At 62.3% G+C, this 18089-nt stretch carries 21 protein-coding genes; 11 read left to right on the top strand and 10 right to left on the bottom strand.

What is annotated here, in order from left to right; genetic code table 11:
- Window positions 1-41 precede the first annotated feature (41 nt).
- Entirely contained in the window at window positions 42-1133 is a 1092-nt protein-coding gene (locus tag ACN9M3_RS06480) for an anhydro-N-acetylmuramic acid kinase (RefSeq protein WP_426321275.1), read from the top strand.
- A gap of 134 nt (window positions 1134-1267) precedes the next feature.
- On the opposite strand, the gene erpA is transcribed toward ACN9M3_RS06480, so the two are convergent.
- The 5 genes from erpA to rplM form a co-directional block, all read right to left on the bottom strand.
- Window positions 1268-1624 carry an iron-sulfur cluster insertion protein ErpA gene (gene erpA, locus ACN9M3_RS06475; protein WP_028102302.1) on the bottom strand — a complete coding sequence of 119 codons (357 nt, stop codon included), beginning with the start codon at window positions 1622-1624 and terminating at the stop codon, window positions 1268-1270.
- A gap of 58 nt (window positions 1625-1682) precedes the next feature.
- Window positions 1683-2348 (bottom strand): DUF6776 family protein, encoded by a 666-nt coding sequence (locus ACN9M3_RS06470; protein WP_426321273.1) that lies wholly within the window; start codon window positions 2346-2348, stop codon window positions 1683-1685.
- 12 nt (window positions 2349-2360) lie between these two features.
- Entirely contained in the window at window positions 2361-3398 is a 1038-nt protein-coding gene (argC, locus tag ACN9M3_RS06465) for an N-acetyl-gamma-glutamyl-phosphate reductase (RefSeq protein ID WP_426168825.1), read from the bottom strand.
- Between the two features lie 103 nt (window positions 3399-3501).
- Window positions 3502-3894, bottom strand: a complete 393-nt coding sequence (gene rpsI, locus ACN9M3_RS06460; protein ID WP_028102305.1) for a 30S ribosomal protein S9 — start codon at window positions 3892-3894, stop codon at window positions 3502-3504.
- Between the two features lie 9 nt (window positions 3895-3903).
- On the bottom strand, window positions 3904-4332 hold the full coding sequence (gene rplM, locus ACN9M3_RS06455; protein WP_426321270.1) for a 50S ribosomal protein L13: 429 nt from the start codon (window positions 4330-4332) through the stop codon (window positions 3904-3906).
- 223 nt (window positions 4333-4555) lie between these two features.
- Here rplM and ACN9M3_RS06450 point away from each other — a divergent pair, with 223 nt between their 5' ends.
- The 4 genes from ACN9M3_RS06450 to ACN9M3_RS06435 are packed head-to-tail and all read left to right on the top strand — an operon-like array spanning window position 4556 to window position 8338.
- A complete protein-coding gene (locus ACN9M3_RS06450) occupies window positions 4556-5974 on the top strand; it encodes an alpha/beta fold hydrolase (RefSeq protein WP_426168821.1) in 1419 nt (472 codons plus the stop codon).
- Complete coding sequence (locus tag ACN9M3_RS06445; RefSeq protein WP_426168818.1) at window positions 5971-6705, top strand: ATP-binding cassette domain-containing protein; 735 nt, start codon at window positions 5971-5973, stop codon at window positions 6703-6705. Before ACN9M3_RS06450 ends, ACN9M3_RS06445 begins: the two co-directional genes overlap by 4 nt.
- A gap of 2 nt (window positions 6706-6707) precedes the next feature.
- Window positions 6708-7886, top strand: a complete 1179-nt coding sequence (locus tag ACN9M3_RS06440) for an ABC transporter permease (RefSeq protein ID WP_426321267.1) — start codon at window positions 6708-6710, stop codon at window positions 7884-7886.
- A 29-nt stretch (window positions 7887-7915) separates the two neighbouring features.
- The gene (locus ACN9M3_RS06435; protein WP_426168813.1) at window positions 7916-8338 is read left to right on the top strand and encodes an OsmC family protein; all 423 of its coding nucleotides are present in this window, start codon (window positions 7916-7918) and stop codon (window positions 8336-8338) included.
- On the opposite strand, the gene ACN9M3_RS06430 is transcribed toward ACN9M3_RS06435, so the two are convergent.
- Together ACN9M3_RS06430 and ACN9M3_RS06425 are read right to left on the bottom strand one after the other, a co-directional pair.
- Window positions 8325-8885 carry a flavodoxin family protein gene (locus ACN9M3_RS06430; RefSeq protein ID WP_426168810.1) on the bottom strand — a complete coding sequence of 187 codons (561 nt, stop codon included), beginning with the start codon at window positions 8883-8885 and terminating at the stop codon, window positions 8325-8327. The two genes, ACN9M3_RS06435 and ACN9M3_RS06430, sit on opposite strands and share 14 nt — an antisense overlap.
- Complete coding sequence (locus tag ACN9M3_RS06425) at window positions 8882-9355, bottom strand: DUF2938 domain-containing protein (RefSeq protein WP_426168808.1); 474 nt, start codon at window positions 9353-9355, stop codon at window positions 8882-8884. Before ACN9M3_RS06425 ends, ACN9M3_RS06430 begins: the two co-directional genes overlap by 4 nt.
- A 66-nt stretch (window positions 9356-9421) precedes the next feature.
- On the opposite strand from ACN9M3_RS06425, the gene ACN9M3_RS06420 reads away from it, so the two are divergent.
- The 4 genes from ACN9M3_RS06420 to ACN9M3_RS06405 all read left to right on the top strand — a co-directional run bounded on the left by ACN9M3_RS06420 (window position 9422) and on the right by ACN9M3_RS06405 (window position 11807).
- Complete coding sequence (locus tag ACN9M3_RS06420; RefSeq protein ID WP_426168805.1) at window positions 9422-9829, top strand: helix-turn-helix domain-containing protein; 408 nt, start codon at window positions 9422-9424, stop codon at window positions 9827-9829.
- A gap of 76 nt (window positions 9830-9905) precedes the next feature.
- Window positions 9906-10754: a DUF2167 domain-containing protein gene (locus ACN9M3_RS06415; protein ID WP_426168802.1), complete on the top strand. Its 849-nt coding sequence runs from the start codon at window positions 9906-9908 to the stop codon at window positions 10752-10754.
- The gene (locus tag ACN9M3_RS06410) at window positions 10751-11491 is read left to right on the top strand and encodes a hypothetical protein (RefSeq protein ID WP_426168800.1); all 741 of its coding nucleotides are present in this window, start codon (window positions 10751-10753) and stop codon (window positions 11489-11491) included. Before ACN9M3_RS06415 ends, ACN9M3_RS06410 begins: the two co-directional genes overlap by 4 nt.
- Before the next feature lie 88 nt (window positions 11492-11579).
- Window positions 11580-11807 carry a hypothetical protein gene (locus ACN9M3_RS06405; protein WP_426168797.1) on the top strand — a complete coding sequence of 76 codons (228 nt, stop codon included), beginning with the start codon at window positions 11580-11582 and terminating at the stop codon, window positions 11805-11807.
- Between the two features lie 10 nt (window positions 11808-11817).
- On the opposite strand, the gene coq7 is transcribed toward ACN9M3_RS06405, so the two are convergent.
- Genes coq7 through ACN9M3_RS06390 form a run of 3 tightly spaced genes read right to left on the bottom strand, consistent with a single transcriptional unit; the run spans window position 11818 to window position 13313 of the window.
- Window positions 11818-12456, bottom strand: coding sequence for a 2-polyprenyl-3-methyl-6-methoxy-1,4-benzoquinone monooxygenase (gene coq7, locus ACN9M3_RS06400; protein WP_426321263.1), 639 nt, complete (start codon window positions 12454-12456; stop codon window positions 11818-11820).
- A gap of 45 nt (window positions 12457-12501) precedes the next feature.
- Window positions 12502-12867: a hypothetical protein gene (locus tag ACN9M3_RS06395; protein WP_426321261.1), complete on the bottom strand. Its 366-nt coding sequence runs from the start codon at window positions 12865-12867 to the stop codon at window positions 12502-12504.
- The gene (locus ACN9M3_RS06390) at window positions 12867-13313 is read right to left on the bottom strand and encodes a hypothetical protein (RefSeq protein ID WP_426321259.1); all 447 of its coding nucleotides are present in this window, start codon (window positions 13311-13313) and stop codon (window positions 12867-12869) included. Before ACN9M3_RS06390 ends, ACN9M3_RS06395 begins: the two co-directional genes overlap by 1 nt.
- A 225-nt stretch (window positions 13314-13538) precedes the next feature.
- Between ACN9M3_RS06390 and ACN9M3_RS06385 the strand changes: the two genes are divergently transcribed.
- Window positions 13539-14432: an ABC transporter ATP-binding protein gene (locus ACN9M3_RS06385; RefSeq protein ID WP_426168785.1), complete on the top strand. Its 894-nt coding sequence runs from the start codon at window positions 13539-13541 to the stop codon at window positions 14430-14432.
- A gap of 11 nt (window positions 14433-14443) precedes the next feature.
- Complete coding sequence (locus tag ACN9M3_RS06380; protein WP_426321257.1) at window positions 14444-18019, top strand: M1 family aminopeptidase; 3576 nt, start codon at window positions 14444-14446, stop codon at window positions 18017-18019.
- The last annotated feature ends 70 nt before the right edge of the window (window positions 18020-18089 follow it).

The raw sequence follows: 18089 nt of genomic DNA, 5'->3' as shown, positions 1-18089 counted from the left end.
TTTTTTATTTGACTCAACTGCCCCCGAACTACAATAGGACCATGAGCTTATATATCGGAATGATGTCGGGTACCAGCCTGGACGGTGTAGATGGCGTCCTGGTGGACTTTTGGGCCGGTGCTGCGCGCACCATGTCGGCGGCGTACGTGGAGTTTCCGCAGTCGCTGCGCGACGAGCTGATGGCGCTGCAAGCCGCCTCTCCTAACGAGATCGAGCGCGAAGCGCTGGCCGCGAACAAGCTGGCCGAACTCTATGCGGATTGCGTGGCCGAGCTGCTGGCCAAGGCTGAAATGAAATCGGCTGACGTGCGCGCCGTGGGTGCGCATGGGCAGACCATCCGCCACCGCCCTGAACTCGGCTTCACGCGCCAGATCATTAACGCCGCCCTGCTGGCCGAGCTGAGCGACATCGACGTGATAGCCGACTTCCGCTCGCGCGATGTGGCTGCCGGGGGCCAGGGTGCGCCGCTGGTACCTGCCGGCCACAAGGCCCTGTTCGGAAAGGAAGGAAAGATGCGTGTGCTGGCCAACATCGGCGGCATCGCCAACATCTCCCTGCTGCATAGGGACGGTACGGTTGGCGGCTACGACACTGGTCCCGGCAACGTGCTGATGAATGCCTGGATCGCGCGCCACAAAGGCGTGGAATACGACGACAACGGCGCCTGGGCTGCCACCGGCAAGGAAATACCCGGCCTGCTGGTTGCGTTGCTGGCCGAGCCCTACTTCACCCAGCCCGCGCCGAAGAGCACCGGCCGCGACCTGTTCCATGCCGGCTGGCTGGACACCCGCCTGGCGGCTTTCGCCGAAGCCAGGCCGGAAGACGTGATGTTCACCCTGTTGCGCCTGACCGCAGTCAGCCTGGCACGCGAAGTCGCCCCTCACGGCGCGGATGCACTCTACGTCTGCGGCGGCGGCGCCTACAACGCCACGCTCATGCGCGAGTTGCAAACGGAACTGGGGGAGTCGACCAACGTTCAGTCCACCGACGCGCTGGGCGTACCGCCCAACCGAGTAGAAGCGATGGTGTTCGCGTGGCTGGCCTACCGTTTCGGCGAACGCCTGCCCGGCAACCTGCCCTCCGTCACCGGCGCGCGCGGCGAGCGCATCCTCGGCGTCCTCTACCCCCGTTAACGGCCGAGCCCGTGTCACACCATGGGGTCACACCCCGAAGAGTGACACGGGCTCGTCCGTGCAATGGCAGAGAGCGTGTCACTCTTGGGGTGTGACCCCACGGTGTGACACGGGCTGAGCCGTAATGGTTTTGCTTAGACGGAGAAGGAGGAACCGCAGCCGCAAGTCGAGGTCGCGGATGGGTTCTTGATCACGAATTGCGCGCCTTCCAGGTCGTCCTTGTAGTCGATCTCGGCGCCTACCAGGTATTGGTAGCTCATCGAGTCGATCAACAGCTGGACGCCGTTCTTCACCATGGTGGTGTCGTCTTCGTTGACGATTTCGTCAAAGGTGAAACCGTATTGGAAGCCGGAGCAACCGCCACCCTGCACGAATACGCGCAGCTTCAGGTCCGGATTGCCTTCTTCTTCGATCAGTTGCGCTACTTTCTCGGCCGCGGCGTCGGTGAAAACGATCGGTGCCGGGATCACGTCTTCGGCTACTGCAGTCATGTGTTACTCCTACTTAAAATCAGTTGTCCCATTATAGTCCATGCCGGACTTGGCCGCTTTAGAGGCTGCGCACAGTCGTTGTTTCATCGGCAACGATTTTGCCCTTTTCCGACAGGCTGACCTTGACTGCCACCACTTTCAGGCCTTCCGGCAGTTCCAGCGTGCCGTCAACGCGCTGGTAGCGGTCCACTTTCAGGTCGTAGCGCTCGGCGCCATCCTTCGGGTATTCAAGCACCGCTTTCTTGCCATCCTGGATGACGGCAACCGACAGCTTGAGCCGGCCGGAGAAGGCGGATGGGCCCTTCTTCTTCGCACCATATTGGAGCAGAACCGTGTAATGCAAGAGCTTTGGCGCCGCCATGCGAGCTTGCATGCCGCGGATGAGCAGGCCGGAACCGGCTTTCGCTGGCGGCAGCGCTTCTTCCAGCAGGGCCAGGTCGGCATTCAATTTTGCCAATTCGGCATCGGAAGCGGCCGGTGCGGGCGCCGCCACGGGAACAGCCTTCAGCTTTGCAGCCAATTCATCGCGCTCAGCCGATACGCGGGCCAGTTCCAGCTCAGCCGCGGCGAGTTGCTTTGCAACGGTAGGGCCGGATTCGCCTTTCGATACGCCAACCACGCGCTTGCCCAGGTCGACGCCCCACATCGCCAGCGCGCCGCCGGCGACCAGGACCGCAGCCAGGCCAAACACGCGTGCCAGCATTGGCACGCGCGCCTGTTCCATGCGGCCTTCCACTTAAGGCATCAGGGCGATGGTTTGCAGGCCCAGGCCTTCGTCCAGGCCGAACATCAGGTTCATGCACTGCACGGCCTGGCCGGATGCGCCCTTGACCAGGTTGTCCTGCACCACCAGCACGATCAGGGTGTCGCCATTGTTCGGGCGATGCAGCGCCAGGCGCAGCATATTGGCGCCGCGGGTGCTGCGGGTTTCCGGGTGCGAGCCCCATGGCATCACGTCGACGAACGGCTGGTCGGCGTAGGCGTCTTCGAACAGCTTTTGCAGCTCTTCGTTCGACACTTCCTTGGTCAGGCGCGCATACAGGGTCGAGTGCATGCCGCGGATCATCGGGGTCAGGTGCGGGGTGAAGATCAGGTTGACCTTCTCGCTGGTGAAGCGCTGCAGCTGGGCCGCTGTTTCCGGGGTGTGGCGGTGGCCGCTCACGCCGTAGGCCTTGAAGTTGTCCGACGATTCGGAGAACAGGGTGCCGATTTCCGCCTTGCGGCCGGCGCCGGACACGCCGGACTTGCAGTCGGCGATCAGGTGGCCGGCATCGATCAGGCCGGCCTTCAGCAGCGGCACGAAGCCGAGCTGCATGGTGGTCGGGTAGCAGCCCGGGTTGGCGATCAGGTTCGCCTTCTTGATGTCTTCGCGGTTCAGCTCAGGCAGGCCGTACACGGCTTGCTCCAGCAGTTCAGGCGCGGTGTGGTCGATCTTGTACGTCTTTTCGAATACGGCTCGGTCCTTGATGCGGAAGTCTGCCGCCAGGTCGATCACCTTCACGCCTTTGGCCAGCAGTTCCGGCGCCTGCGCCATGGCCACGCCGTGCGGAGTGGCGAAGAACACGACGTCGCACTGGGTCAGGTCAACCTTGTCCGGCGAGGAGAAGGCGATATTCACGCGGCCGCGCAGGGAAGGATACATCTCAGCCACCGGCAAGCCGTCTTCCTTGCGCGAAGTGATCGCGGTCAGTTCGACTTCAGGGTGTGCGGCTAACAGTCGCAGCAGTTCCACGCCCGTGTAACCAGTGCCGCCGACGATGCCTACTTTGATCATGATCTCTTCCTTGCGAAGTAAAAATTAAACGAGGGGGTCATTTTAAGGCAAAAATAAAAAAAGCCGCTGGAGACCAGCGGCTTTTTGTACGAGAGCGTAAAGATTAACGCTTCGAGAATTGCTTTGCGCGACGTGCTTTGCGCAGACCAACTTTTTTACGTTCAACTTCACGAGCATCGCGAGTGACGAAGCCGGCACGTGCCAGGTCGCCCTTCAGGCCTGCATCGTAGTCGATCAGTGCGCGGGTGATGCCGTGACGCACTGCACCTGCCTGGCCGGACTCGCCGCCGCCGTGCACGTTGACTTTGATGTCGAAACGTTCAACGTTGCCGGTCAGTTCCAGCGGCTGACGGATCACCATCAGGCCGGTTTCACGGGAGAAGTACTCAGCTGCTGGCTTGCCGTTCACGATGATCTGGCCGGTGCCAGCTTTGATGAACACGCGAGCAACTGCACTCTTGCGACGGCCGGTGCCGTAGTTGTAGTTACCGATCATGTCAGTTCCTTAGAATTCGAGTGCTTTAGGTTGCTGGGCAGCGTGCGGGTGGGTACCCTCAGCGTACACTTTCAGCTTCTTGATCATGGCGTAGCCCAGAGGACCCTTCGGCAGCATGCCTTTCACTGCCTTTTCCAGGGCGCGGCCTGGGAAGCGCTGTTGCATCTTCAGGAAGTTGGTCTCGTAGATGCCGCCTGGGTAACCGGAGTGACGGTAATAGGTCTTCTCGGTTGCTTTGGTACCGGTCACGCGCAGTTTGCCTGCGTTCACGACAACGATGAAGTCGCCGGTGTCAACGTGAGGGGTGAATTCTGGCTTATGCTTGCCGCGCAGTCGGCGTGCCACTTCGCTGGCAACACGGCCGAGGACTTTGTCCGTCGCGTCAATCACGAACCAATCGCGCTGGACTTCATGGCCCTTAGCGGAAAAAGTTTTCATGTTTGAACTTTCTGTGAAAGATAAAAAACGCTCTATCGGTGGTTCCGCCCCTGTGCTTCAGCGGACGCATCCTTCTTGTTTAATTTTCCCGAGCGAAAAGGAAAGCTGGCGATTATAGCCCGGCCAGCCCCGCCGGGTCAACCCCGCCCTGTACCGAGTTGCCGTTGCTAAGCAGATATTGCCGAGCTACTATGGAACCCCAGAATCACAAGAGGAGACGGCCATGCGATCGCTCATGCTGGCCACGTTGTTAGCCCTTGGCCTTGGTCCGGCAATGGCGCAGGCCGAGCCAGGCAAAAGCTGCCACCTGCCTGGCGCCGAAGAAGCCCTGCGCTGCATTCGCCTGGCGGTGCCGCTCGACCACCATGCGCCCGGCGCCACCCTCAGCCTGCACGTTGCCGTCGCCCCCGCCCTGCGCGAGTCGGCCCGGCGCGATCCGCTGTTCCTGCTGGCCGGCGGCCCGGGCGAAGCGGGTTCCGACCTGGTGCCCTTGCTGAACACCACTTTCCGCAAGGTGCGCGCCACGCGCGACATCGTGCTGATCGACCAGCGCGGCACCGGATTATCCGGGAAGCTCGATTGCAAACCGGGCAAGAATGCCGAAACGGCCACGGAAGACGAATTGCTGGCCGAGACCCGTGCCTGCATCAAGGGCTTGAACAAGCGCTTCAATCTTTATACGACCGAACAGGCGGCGCGCGACATCGAAGCGGTGCGCGGCGCCCTCGGTTATGGGCGCATCAATGTCTGGGGCGGCTCCTACGGCAGCCGCCTGGCCCAGGCCTATGCCCGCCTGTACCCCGGCAGCGTGCGCGCCCTGGTGCTGGATGGCGTGGCGGCGCCCGACCAGGTGGTGCCGGCCGGCGCGCACGATGCGCAGGCGGCGCTCGACGCCCTGTTCAAGCAGTGCGCCGACGATACGGTCTGCGCCACCGCCTTCCCCAGCCTGCGCTCCGAGTTCGAGGCGCTGGCGGCGCGCCTGGCCAAGGCGCCGCAATCGCTCACGCTGCCCGATCCGCGTACGGCGGAAACCACCAAGGTCGAAATGACCAGCATGCGCTTTATCGGCACCGTGCATAACATCCTGTATTCGCAGGCGGACAGCCGGCGCCTGCCCTTCCTCATCCACAGCGCCTACCAGGACCGCTGGCAGCCCTTCATCGCGCGCAGCAATGTGTCGCGCGATTTCTCCTCCGAGGGCGGGCCGGCCATGCCGCTGCACCTGGCCGTGGTCTGCGCCGAGGACTTCCCGCGCCTGACGCCGCAATTGCTGGAAGAGGATACAAAAGGCTCCTTCCTCGGCGCGCCGCAGATCATGCGCATCGGGACAATGTGCGAAACCATCGCCGTGCCGGCCGTGCCTTACAAGGAGCCGACTGTGATCGAAGCGCCGGTGCTGCTGATGTCCGGCGCACTCGACCCGGTCACGCCGCCGCGCCGCGCCGAAGCGGCGCGCAAGTACATGAAGAATGCCCAGCACCTGATCGTGAAGAATGGCGGGCATATCGTATCGCCGCTCGGATGCATGCCGCGCCTGCTGCGCGGCTTCCTCGACCAGCCCGGCGTCCCGGTGAAGGCGGAATGCCTGAACGAAATCCCGGCGCCGACTTTCCAGCTCAATAGTGCAGGGCCACAGCCATGATCGAAGTCCATAACCTCTGCAAGCGCTTCGGCAAGGTGCAGGCGCTGGCGGGCGCCAGCTTCACCGCGCGCGACGGCATCATCACCGCCCTGCTCGGACCGAACGGCGCCGGCAAGACCACCTTGCTGCGCACCCTGGTCGGCCTGCTGCAGCGCGACCACGGCACCATCTCCATCGACGGCGTCGATCCCGCCATCGATCCGATGGCGGTACGGCGCAACGTCGGCGTGCTGACCGACCAGTTCGGCCTGTATGAACGCCTGACCACGCGCGAATACCTGCGCTACTTCGGCGAGTTGAACGACATGGCCGATGCCGCGATCGAACAGCGCACCAAGGAAGTCACCGAGCTGCTGTCGCTGGAAGACATCATCGACCGCCGCGCAAAAGGCTTCTCGCAAGGCCAGCGTATCAAGGTCGCCCTGGCGCGCACCCTGCTGCACCGGCCGCGCCACCTGCTGCTCGACGAGCCAAGCCGGGGCCTGGACGTGATGAGCACGCGCGCCCTGCGCCGCGCGCTGGCCGCGCTGAAGGCGGACGGCTGCTGCGTGATCATGGCAACCCACGTGATGCAGGAAGTGATCCACTCCTGCGACGACGTGATCGTGATCGCCAACGGCACCACGGTCACCCAAGGCACGCCGCAGCAGTTGTGCGAACAGGCCGGCTTGCCGAGCCTGGAAGATGCTTTCGTGCGCCTGGTCGGCACCGAGGAAGGGATCGAGCTATGAGGATGAAATTCCCCATCGTGCTGCGCAAGGAACTGGTGGAGACCCTGCGCGACCGCCGCGCCCTCAGCCTGCTGCTGCTGTTCGTGCTGATGTATCCGATCCTGGTCGGCTTCATGCTGCAGCGGCAAATCGACCGCGCCACCAAGCCGGAGCGCGAAGGCGTGGAACTGGCGGTGATCGGCAGCGAGCAGGCGCCAACGCTGATGAACCAGCTACGCCAGCGCAACGTGAACATCACCGAGCTTGAAGCCATGGGCGAAGAGGACATCAACGCCCTGCTGCGCAAGCAGACCGTGACGGCCGTGCTGCGCCTGACGCCGGAATTCGCCGAGAACTACCACGCCATGCGCCCGGCGCGGGTCGAGCTGTGGTTCGACTCCGCCTCCGACAGTTCGCGCAAGATCGATGAGGTGGAATACGTGCTGCGCGATTACAGCCGCAATATCGCCAGCGCGCGATTGCTGGCGCACGGCGTGTCGCCGGTCAACCTGAACCCGGTGCTGGTGCAGCGCTACGATGCCGGCACCAGTGCTTCGCGTTCGGCCAACACCATCAGCACCATGCTGGGCATCTTCTTCATCCCGGCCTTCATGTTCTGCATGAGCACCGCGGTCGACAGCACGGCCGGCGAGCGCGAACGGCGCTCGCTGGAGGTGCTGATGGCGCAGCCCCTGCGGCCGGCCGACCTGATCGTCGGCAAATGGCTGGCGGCTTCGCTGCTGTCGATTGTCGGCATCACGCTGGAGCTGGCGATCGCGCACGGCATTTTGAAATGGCTGCCGCTGGAGGAAATCGGCCTGTCCTGGCGCCTGGGCTGGCGCGACCTGGCCATGGTGTGCCTGGCCTCCGCCACCCTGTCGCTATTCGCCGCGGCGCTGGAAATCGCCCTGGCCATCAACGCCCGCTCCTTCAAGGAAGCCCAGACCCTGGTCAGCTTCACCATGATCGTGCCGCTGGTTCCGGTGATCCTGGTGCCGATGATGAACCTGACCAATAGCTGGTGGATGTACATGGTGCCCGTGCTGTCCAACCAGACCCTGCTGCGCGAGCTGGCCAAGGGCGGCAGCATTGGCATGCTGCCCTTCCTGCAGACCTTCTTCAGCAGCCTGCTGCTGGCCATGCTGTGCGTCTGGTATACCGAGCGGCGCATGAAGAGCGAGAAATACATGATGACCGTATAATGCCCGGACGCATTTAACGGAGAGTTCAGATGGAAGTTAAAGTTAGCTGGAATGGCCCGTCGGGCATGAGTTTCCGCGCCCAGACCGGTTCTGGCCACATGGTCGCCATGGACGGCGCCCCGGAAGGCGGCGGCCATAACCTGGCGCCGCGCCCGATGGAGATGGTGTTGCTGGGTACCGGCGGCTGCACCGCCTACGACGTGGTGCTGATCCTGAAGAAGGGCCGTGCCGACGTACGCGGTTGCGAAGTGGTGCTGCAAGCCGAACGCGCCGAGACCGAGCCCAAGGTTTTCACCAGGATCAACTTCCACTTCGTCGTCACCGGCAAGGACCTGAAGCCGGAAGTGGTCGACCGCGCCATCACCCTGTCCCACGACAAGTACTGCTCCGCCAGCATCATGCTGGCCAAGACGGCGCAGATCACCCACAGCTTCGAAATCATCGAAGCCTGATCAAGGTCTCGGCAAAACCCTGCCCGAACATGCGGGCGGTCTTGATGTCCCCCGCAGGGAATTCATGCGCCGCCGTGCCGTGCCCGGCCTGCGCCATCAGGCCGGACCAAGACCCCAGGCGATTGGCAGCTTCGTCGTAAGGCACGCCTGAATGCTGCTCCGGCAGGATGGGATTGCCGGCCCAGATCATCCCGTGCTGCATGCAGAAGGTGAACATCGACACCAGCGTCGATTGCTTGTCCCCCGCTGGCAGCGACGATACCGTGAAGCCACCCGCCAGCTTGCCTTTCAGCTGCTGCGAGCGCCACATCTTGCCGGTGGCATCCATGAAGGTCTTGAACACGCCCGACACGCCGCCAAGATAGGTCGGCGAGCCAAGCAGCATGCCATCGTACTGCAGGAGCGCATCCGGCGCCGCTGCCAGCTCCGATGCCTTTAGCACATGCACCACCATTCCTGGCACGACGGCTGCGCCTTGCGCGATATGCGAGGCGATATGCTCCGTGTGGCCGTGGGCGCTGTGGTAGATCACTGCGAGTTTCTTCATTGCGCGATTCCTTTTATGAGTAAGGCGGAAAGATAAAGACCAAGTCCGAAGACGGTGTGATTGGCGACGCTGCGCAGGCAGTTCTTCAGCGGCGCCGGCGTTTTGCTGGACGCGATGCCCAGTCCCATCGAAGGCTGCATCACGAACAGCGGCGCTCCGACGGTGGCGATGCCGACTGCCAGCGCCGGGCCGATGCTCGGCGCATGCAGCCAGCCCTGGCCCGCCACCGCTACCAGCGCGCCGGCAAACGCCACGCCCGTTGCGTAATGCACCAGCCATCCCAGCGCGTGCTCGCCGCCGACCGCCGGCGAAGCCGCAATCGAGTCATGTGCGAAGCGGCCCTGCGCCAGGTGCCCGGCCCAACGGCCGATGAAGGCCATGTTCATAGTCTTCACGCCCATGCGCTTGAGCAGGACCAGCCACAAGTCGAACACGATGGTGGCGCCAATGCCGATGATGATGATTTCCATTGCAATCTCCGTGGTTGATGTGCACACTGTAGAAGTTGAAGTCAACTTCAAGTCAAGGGATTTTTGATGGATATCGCCGAAGTCGCGCAGCGCTCGGGCATGGCCGCCTCCACGCTGCGCTATTACGAGAAAAAAGGCCTGATCAAGCCGGTGGGCCGCAACGGCTTGCGGCGCACCTATGCGCCGGGCGTGCTCGACACGCTGGCCATCATTTCGCTGGGCCAGTCAGCCGGCCTGTCGCTGGACGAAATCGGCTCGATGTTCACGCCAGACGGCGGCACGTCCATCGACCGCGCCTTCCTTCTGTCCAAGGCGGAAGAGATCGAGGCCCTGGCCAAGCGCCTCAAGGCGATGAGCGAAGGGTTGCGCCACGCGGCGGCCTGCCCTGCGCCGAGCCATGCCGAGTGCCCAAAATTCCAGCGCCTGCTGAAGGCCGCGGCTTCCGGCGCCATTGAACGCAGCCTGCGGATGTGAGAAAGTACGCATTTTGGACGGCGTCCCTGCTGCTATCCTCTTGGGTTTATCCAAAATAACTCAACGGGGAATAACAATGAAGATTCGTAACTGGGTGATTGCGCTTGCACTGGTGCCGGTATTTGCCATGGCCGACATGACTGCAGAGCAGCGCAAGGCGGAATTCGACAAGCTGGATTGGCACACCGGCCCGCGCGCCGAAGCCATCGCCGGCAAGGCCACCCTGAAAACGCCAAGCGATAAAGTGCAATTCCTGGACGACAAGAACTCGCGTCGCTTCCTGGAGCTGACCGGCAACCTGCCGGAAGACGGCAACTACACCATCCTGGACACCGAGGGCGGCTGGTGGGCCACCTTCACCTTCGACCAGAGCGGCTACGTCAAGGAAGGCGACAAGATCGATGCCGACGCGCTGCTGAAAACCCTGAAGGAAAGCGACGAGCCAGCCAACGAAGAACGCAAGCGTCTCGGCCTGGGAGCCCTGTACACCGAAGGCTGGTACGTTCCGCCGCACTACGACGAAAAGACCAAGCAACTGGAATGGGGCCTGAAGCTGCGCTCGGATCACGGCGTTTCGCTGAACTACACCATCCGCCTGCTGGGCCGCAGCGGCGTGATGAGCGCGACCCTGGTGTCCTCGCCTGAAACGCTGGACGCCGACGTGGCGAGCTTCCGCAAAGTGCTGACCGGCTTCGATTACAACGACGGTGAAAAGTACTCCGAGTTCAAGCCGGGCGACCACGTTGCCGAATTCGGCCTGGCCGCCCTGGTGACCGGCGGCGCCGCTGTCATCGCGACCAAGAAAGGCTTCTGGGCTGCCGCGGCCCTGTTCCTGGCCAAGATGTGGAAACTGGTTGCAGTCGCTGGCGTGGCAGCCGTCGCTGGCCTGAAGTCGCTGTTCAAGAAGAAAGAAACCAGCAATTGATTGCCTTCCACGCCGAAATCCTGCTGGTAGCGGCCATGGCTGGCCTCTACCTGTACGACTCGGCGCGGCTGCTGCATTCGAATGAAGGCGTGCTGGCGGCCACCCTGGGTGGCCGCTGGTCGCTGCATTTCGGTGCCGAGCATTACACCTTGCGCGGCAAGGAGCCGTTTGTGCCGAATCCCCTGCTGCCGCACCGCCCTCTGTTCCCGCTGCGCTGGAAACAGCAGGTGGTCGCTGCGGCCCCGGCCTCGCAGCGCTGGACGCCGCCTTCGTTCGGCCCCTACAAGGTGCTGGCGCCGTTTATCTGGCTGATGGCGCTGTCCCTGTTCGGCCTTGTCCCAGCCGGCCTGTTCTCCCGCTACGGCAACGTGGCAATCGCCGCCGGCATCCTGCTATTCTATGCAGCCGCGCTGCTCGCACTGGCCTACGTCTGGTTCAAGCGCGGCGCCTTGCAGTTGACTGGCCGGCAGGTCGGCGCGCTGGCCTTCGAATCGCTGACGTGTCCCCCGTTCGCCCTGAACCTGGTGCGCCACATCAGCTGGCGCAACGCGCCTTCCGAAGAACTGGACTCCGCCAGCCGCCGCCTGCTGCGCAAGGATGACTGGACCGCCACCCTGCCGACCGTGATCAAACGCATCGACAACGCCATCGCCTGGGAAAACGAAGGCACGCCGCGTGCCAAGGCACTGAGCGAATACCACGCGGCGCTCAACCGCGAATTCACGTCAATTACCTGACGCGGAACTTTCCGCGCTCCTTCCTGTCCAAGCTCAAAGCCTCCCGCCACAAACTGCGGCAGAGTCTAAATCTGTCAAGGGAGGCAATATGGACTACGAGCCACGTATCGTTAAGCTAGAGGTGACTGTGGATACTTTGAAGGAAGAGCTCACGCTTTTGCGAGGCAAAGTCGACGAACGTTTCAACGAAATACACGCCGAACAACTTCAGTTACGTCTAGACTTCGAAAAACTGATCTATTGGGTCGCAGGCCTGACAGTCACGAACTTGCTGGCAATTATCGGGTGGGCATTGAAAGCTGCCGGATTTTTCTGAACATGCCCCATCAGATGTAATAGGTGGTCGAAGTCATGACCTTCGACATGGCTTTCATCGCAAGCTGGATAGGCAGCGGCGTTTTCTCGGCGCCCATGTCTTCCGCTGCCTTGCCGTGCGCGATTTCATCGACGCGCATTTGCTCCACGATGGCGCGGGACTTGGCATCCTGCGGCGGCAAGCGGTCCAGGTGGCTTGCCAAATGCGCTTCAACCTGGCGCTCGGTCTCCACCACGAAACCCAGGCTTTGCTTATCGCCCGCCAGCGCAGCAGCCGTGCCCAGCGCATAAGCGCCGGCATAGAACAAGGGGTTCAGGAAGCTCGGTTGCGAGCCCAGCTCCGACAAACGCTGCGCGCACCATGCCAGGTGATCTTCCTCTTCCCGGCTGGCCTTGTCGAAGGCCGCACGCGCCTCATCGCTCTTGGCAAAGCGCGCCTGCGAGTTGTATAGCGCCTGCGCCATCACCTCGCCCACATGGTTCACCCGCATCAGGCCCGCGCTATGGCGATGCTCCTGCTCCGTCATCTCCGCATCTGCCGCATGCACCGCCGGATTCGGACGCGATGCCGAATGCACGCCAGCCAGCACGCGCAAAGCCTTGTCGGCGCCAGTGATGAAACGGTCGAGGGGACTATGGTAGCGGTTCATGACGATTTATCCAGCTTGTTCGGAAAGCCTCATTATAGGGTGTCCTCAAGCCCGGCACACGTGTACTTCGATTCCGGCCTGCTGCGCCAACTCGACCGCATGCCTGGTGCCGCGAGCACAGCCCGGGGTATCAAAGTCGGCATGGAATGCCAGCACCAGGTCGACACCCGTCGCCATCATGCGAACGTTCAGGCCCTTCCAGCCTTCGCCAGGAAAAGCCTTGTAGACAGCCCGGCTCTTCTTCATGGAATCGATCTCGATGCCCAGTTCATGAGCCACTGAAATCGCCAAGGCGTCAATGCCGGGTGTATCCCCGGTAACTACCGAGCCTACATTGCCGAGTGCGGTCAGTTCGCGCCGGATCGCACTTTCGTCATGCCACGTCGTGGCACCAGTAATCAGGATACGCATCAGTTGCCCTCCCGCTGGATGCGCTGCTTCTCCAGCCAATCGGCGACCGGGCCGCGGGCGTCGATCTTTGAGATGTCTTTTGCCACGCCCAGGTTCAGGCCCAGCAGGAAGGGAATCGAATCGACCGGCACTTCCGGCAGGTAGTCCGCCATGGCCCGCATGAAGCGCGGCGAGTCCAACACCTCCACCACCTTCCCGCCGCTGAGGAACTGCAGGATGCTGGTCATGCTATGCCCGCCGCCTATCGAGCGGTAGACGAAACGGTTGAAGGCCTTGTCCAGCGCCTTGAAATCCAGCTGCTCCTTGGTCATCAGGCTGGCCAGGTAATACAGCCCGATCGCGGTGCGGAAAAAGCCGGTGGACTCGCTGGCCGTCAGCCCGCAACGGGTCACCGTCAGGATCTTCTCCTGTATAGCAGCGTCGAGTTTTGGATGGTGTACTTGCATGTCAAGGAACTATATAGCACTTTTGTCCAGATTTGTTCCTTGCGCGGGGGTATCAGACTTGTTACCCTTGAAACTTTAGTGCTAAACCAAAGCCGGAAGCGCACTTTTCGCTCCCCGGAAAGTGCATCCTGGGGCGCTGAATGTGCGGGCTATCGCATGCGGGCAACCGATATGTCGCGCATTCAATACAATGCCATCATGTGAAAAGGGGTTAGCGGAGCCACCATGCAATTGCGCATCAAGAATTTATCGAAGACCTATGCCAATGGGGTCGTCGCGCTCGACAACGTGTCGCTGACCATCCCGTCCGGCATGTTCGGCCTGCTGGGCCCGAACGGCGCCGGCAAGTCGACCCTGATGCGTACCTTGGCCACCCTGCAGGAATGCGATTCCGGTTCGGTCTTTTTCGGCGACCTTGATGTACTGGATGAAAAGGATGAAATCCGCCGCCTGCTCGGCTACCTGCCGCAGGATTTTGGCGTCTACCCGAAAGTAACCGCCTATGAAATGCTCGACCATTTCGCGATCCTGAAAGGCTTGTCCAATCGTTCCCGCCGCCGTGAGGTGGTCGACGGCCTGCTGCAGCAAACCAACCTGTTCGAAGTGCGCAACCAGCGCCTGGGTGGCTTCTCCGGCGGCATGCGCCAGCGCTTCGGCATCGCGCAGGCCCTGCTGGGCGACCCGAAACTGATCATCGTCGACGAACCGACCGCCGGCCTGGACCCGCAGGAGCGCGTGCGCTTCCACAACCTCTTGTCCGATATCGGCGAAGACCGCACCGTGATCCTGTCGACCCATATCGTGTCCGACGTGGCCGACCTGTGCGCCAATATGGCCATCATCAACAAGGGCAAGCTGATGGTGGCAGGCGCCACCCAGCAACTGATCGATGACGTGAGCTGCAAGATCTGGGCGCGCTTCATCGACAAGAAGGAGCTGTCCTATTTCCAGCAGCGCCATGCCGTGATCTCGACCCGCCTGATGTCCGGCCGCACCCTGATCCACGTCTACAACGACGACGATCCGGGCGACGGCTTCGAGGAAGCGCTGGGCGACCTGGAAGACCTGTATTTCGCGACCATCCTCGGCCGCCACGACGTCAGCAAAGCCTGCGACTGACCGGGGCCGCCATGTTCGCCATCGCCCTCTTTGAAGCGAAGCAGCGCCTGAAGCTGTTCTCGACCTGGGTCTACTTCGGCATGTTCCTGCTGCTGGCCGTCCTGTGGATGGCCGCCGCCGGCGGCGTGTTCAAGGAAGCCATCGTCAGTTTCGGCGGCCGCGTGTTCATCAATGCGCCGCGCTCGATCATGCTGACCTCCTCCTTCCTCGGCTGCATGGGCGTGATCATCGTCGCCGCCATGATGGGGCGCTCGGTGCAGCAGGACTTCGAGTACGAAACGCACCACTTCTTCTTTTCCGCCCCGATCCGCAAATTCCAGTACATGCTGGGCCGCTTCCTCGGCGCCTGGCTGGTGCTGTGCGTGGTGTTCGCCTCGATCCCGCTTGGTGTGTGGCTTGGCACGCAGGTGCCGGGCATCGATCCGGAGCGCCTCGGCCCCTTCAACCTGCTGCACTACCTGCTGCCTTACGCGCTGTCGCTGCTGCCCAACCTGTTCATCTTCGGCGCCATCTTCTTCGTGCTGGCGGCGCTGACGCGGCGCATGCTGCCGGTGTACGTGTCGAGCGTGGTCATGCTGGTTGGCTATATCGTGGCGCCGGGCCTGGCACGCGACCTTGACTACAAGACGCTGGCCGCGCTGATCGATCCATTCGGCACCACTGCCGTGATCCGCCTCACCGAATACTGGCCGATCGCCGAACGCAACGTGCGCCTGGTGCTGCCGGAAGGCGTATTCCTGCTGAACCGCGTGATCTGGTCTTCCTTCGCGCTCGTGGCGCTGCTGCTTGGCTACTGGCGCTTCCACTTCGTCAGCACGGTCGATAGCGGCGCAGCGGCGCGCACCGACAGCGACCTGCCGGCCAACCTGACCCAGGTTGCCGCCTCGACCAACGAGAAACCGGACTTCAAGGCGCGCAGCCTTGGCCTGCTGCTGATGCGCTTCAGCTACCTGAACCTGCGCGAGACCACCAAGAACATCTACTTCTTCGTCATCGTATTGGCCGGCGTGCTGACCATGTATGCCGGTTCGCTGGACATGGGCTCGATGTACGGCACCGGCACCTATCCTGTCACCTACCTGGTGCTGGAAATGGTGACCAACACCTTCTCGCTGTTCATGCTGGTGGTGACCACCTTCTATGCCGGCGAATTGGTGTGGCGCGAGCGCGAACACCGCATGTCGCAAATGCTGGACGCAATGCCGGTGCCGAGCTGGCTGCCCATCCTGTCCAAGCTGTTTGGCCTGATCGGCGTGCAGGCGCTGTTGCTGTTCATCGTCATGCTGGTCGGCATGTCGATCCAGCTTTTCCGTGGCTACTTCAACCTGCAGCCCGGTCTGTATTTCGAATGGCTGTTCACCGTGCAGCTGCCGGCCTGCGCCCTGATTGCCGTACTGGCGATCGCCACCCAGGTGCTGGTGAACCACAAATACGTGGCCTACTTCGTGATGATCGTCTACTACGTGGCGACGATCACGTTCGCCACCCTCGGTCTCGACCATCCTTTGCTCATGTACGGCGTGACGCCGGAACTGCCCTACTCCGACATGAATGGCTTCGGCCACTTCATGGTGCGCGAGCGCTGGTTCGACTTGTATTGGGCCGGCGCCGCCGTGATGCTGATGGTGCTGACCGTGGTGTTCTGGCCGCGCGGCACCAACGAGGAATGGCGCCAGCGCGTCAGCCTGGCGCGCCACGGATTGACGCTGCCGGTGCTGGGCGCCTTCGGCGTCGGCCTGGCCGTGTTCGTCGGCGCCGGCGGTGTGCTGTCCTACAACCTGTGCGTCAACAATTTCAAAACCCACTTCGGGCGCGACGCATTGCGCGCCGATTATGAACGCAAGTACAAGCAGGTGCTGGACGTTGCCCAGCCGCGCATCACCGACGTGCGCCTTGGCCTGGACATGTACCCTGAGCAGCGCACCCTGAAAGTGAAAGGCTGGTACCAGCTCGAGAACAAGACCCTGCAGCCGATCAGCACCATCTACGTGCAGCAGGACACCGACGCGGACCTGCAGCCCTTGCAATTCGGCCGCAAGGCGTTCCGCGTCCTGAACGACACGGAGCTTGGCTTTTACAGCTATCGCCTGGAGCGGCCGCTGCAACCGGGCGAAAAGATCACGCTGGATTTTGTACTGAGCTACGAACCGAAAGGCTTCTTCAACCTCGGCAAGACCACGCCGGTGATGAACAACGGCACCTTCTTCAACAACACCGTGCTGCCGCACATCGGCTACCAGCGCCACGCCGAACTGACCGATCCGCGCGACCGCAAGAAACACGGCTTGCCGGCGCAGGAACGCAAGCTGCCGCGCGACGATCCGAAAGGCCTGGCCAGCAACTACATCGGCGCCGATGCCGACTGGGTCGGCTTTGAAGCGACCCTGGGCACTGCCGGCGACCAGACCGCCGTGGCGCCCGGTGCGCTGGTCAAGGAGTGGCGCAAGAACGGCCGCCGCTACTTCCATTACAAGATGGAACAGCCGATCCTCAACTTCTACGCCTTCCAGTCTGCCCGCTACGCGGTCAAGCATGACTGGTGGCAGGATGTCGGCATCGAGATCTACTACCAGCCGGGCCACGAGTATAACCTGGAGCGCATGGTCAAGGGCGTCAAGGATTCGCTCGACTACTACACGCGCAACTTCAGCCCCTACCAGCACAAGATCGTGCGCATCGTGGAATTCCCGCGCTATGAGCGCTATGCGCAATCGTTCCCCAACACCATTCCGTATTCGGAGGCGGTGGGCTTTATCGCCCGCGTGGACGACAAGAACCCGAAAGACATCGACTACCCGACCTACGTCACGGCGCACGAAGTAGCGCACCAGTGGTGGGCACACCAGCTCATCGGGGGCAACACGCGCGGCGCCACGGTGCTGAGCGAAACCCTGGCCGAATACTCGGCGCTGATGGTGATGAAGAAGAGCTTCGGCCCGCAGCGCATGCGCCGCTTCCTGCGCTATGACCTGAACAAATACCTGTTCGGCCGCGCCACCGAGAACAAGAAGGAACTGCCGCTGGCCGATAACGAAGACCAGGACTACATCCACTACCACAAGGGCAGCCTGGCCATGTACCTGCTGGCCGATATCGTGGGCGAGGCCAAGGTCAACGAATTGCTGGCGGAACTACTGCGCAAGTATTCCTACCACGGCGATCCATATCCAAGCGTGACGGTGCTGGTGGACGGCTTGCGCCGCATCGTGCCGCCGGAGCAGGCCTACCTGGTGGATGACCTGTTCAATGCCATCGTGCTGTTCGACAACCGCCTGGTCAGCGCCACCGCCCAGAAGCGCGCGGACGGCAAATACGATGTCACGCTGGTGGTGCATGCCGCCAAGCTGCGTTCCGACGAACTGGGTGCGGAAAAGGAAGTCCCGTTGCACGACCTGATCGAGGTCGGCGTCGACGACAAGGACGGCAATGTCCTGCTGCGTGAACGCAAGCTGGTCGACCGCAACGAATCGACCTTCAAGCTGGTCGTCAACGGCCGCCCGGCCAAGGCAGGCATCGATCCGGACAATAAACTGATCGACCGCAAGCCCGACGATAACCTGGGCAACGTGGAAATCACCTCGCGCTAAGGTGCTCCAACGGTTAGACAGCGCACTTTGCGTCCAGCCCATGCTTGTTAAGCTTTTCCGCAAATGAAAG

This window comes from Pseudoduganella sp. R-43 (genome assembly GCF_049913255.1).
Taxonomy (GTDB): Bacteria; Pseudomonadota; Gammaproteobacteria; order Burkholderiales; family Burkholderiaceae_D; genus Rugamonas.
Note: the sequence above shows the minus strand (reverse complement) of the source record. Positions and strands in the feature narration are given on the sequence as shown.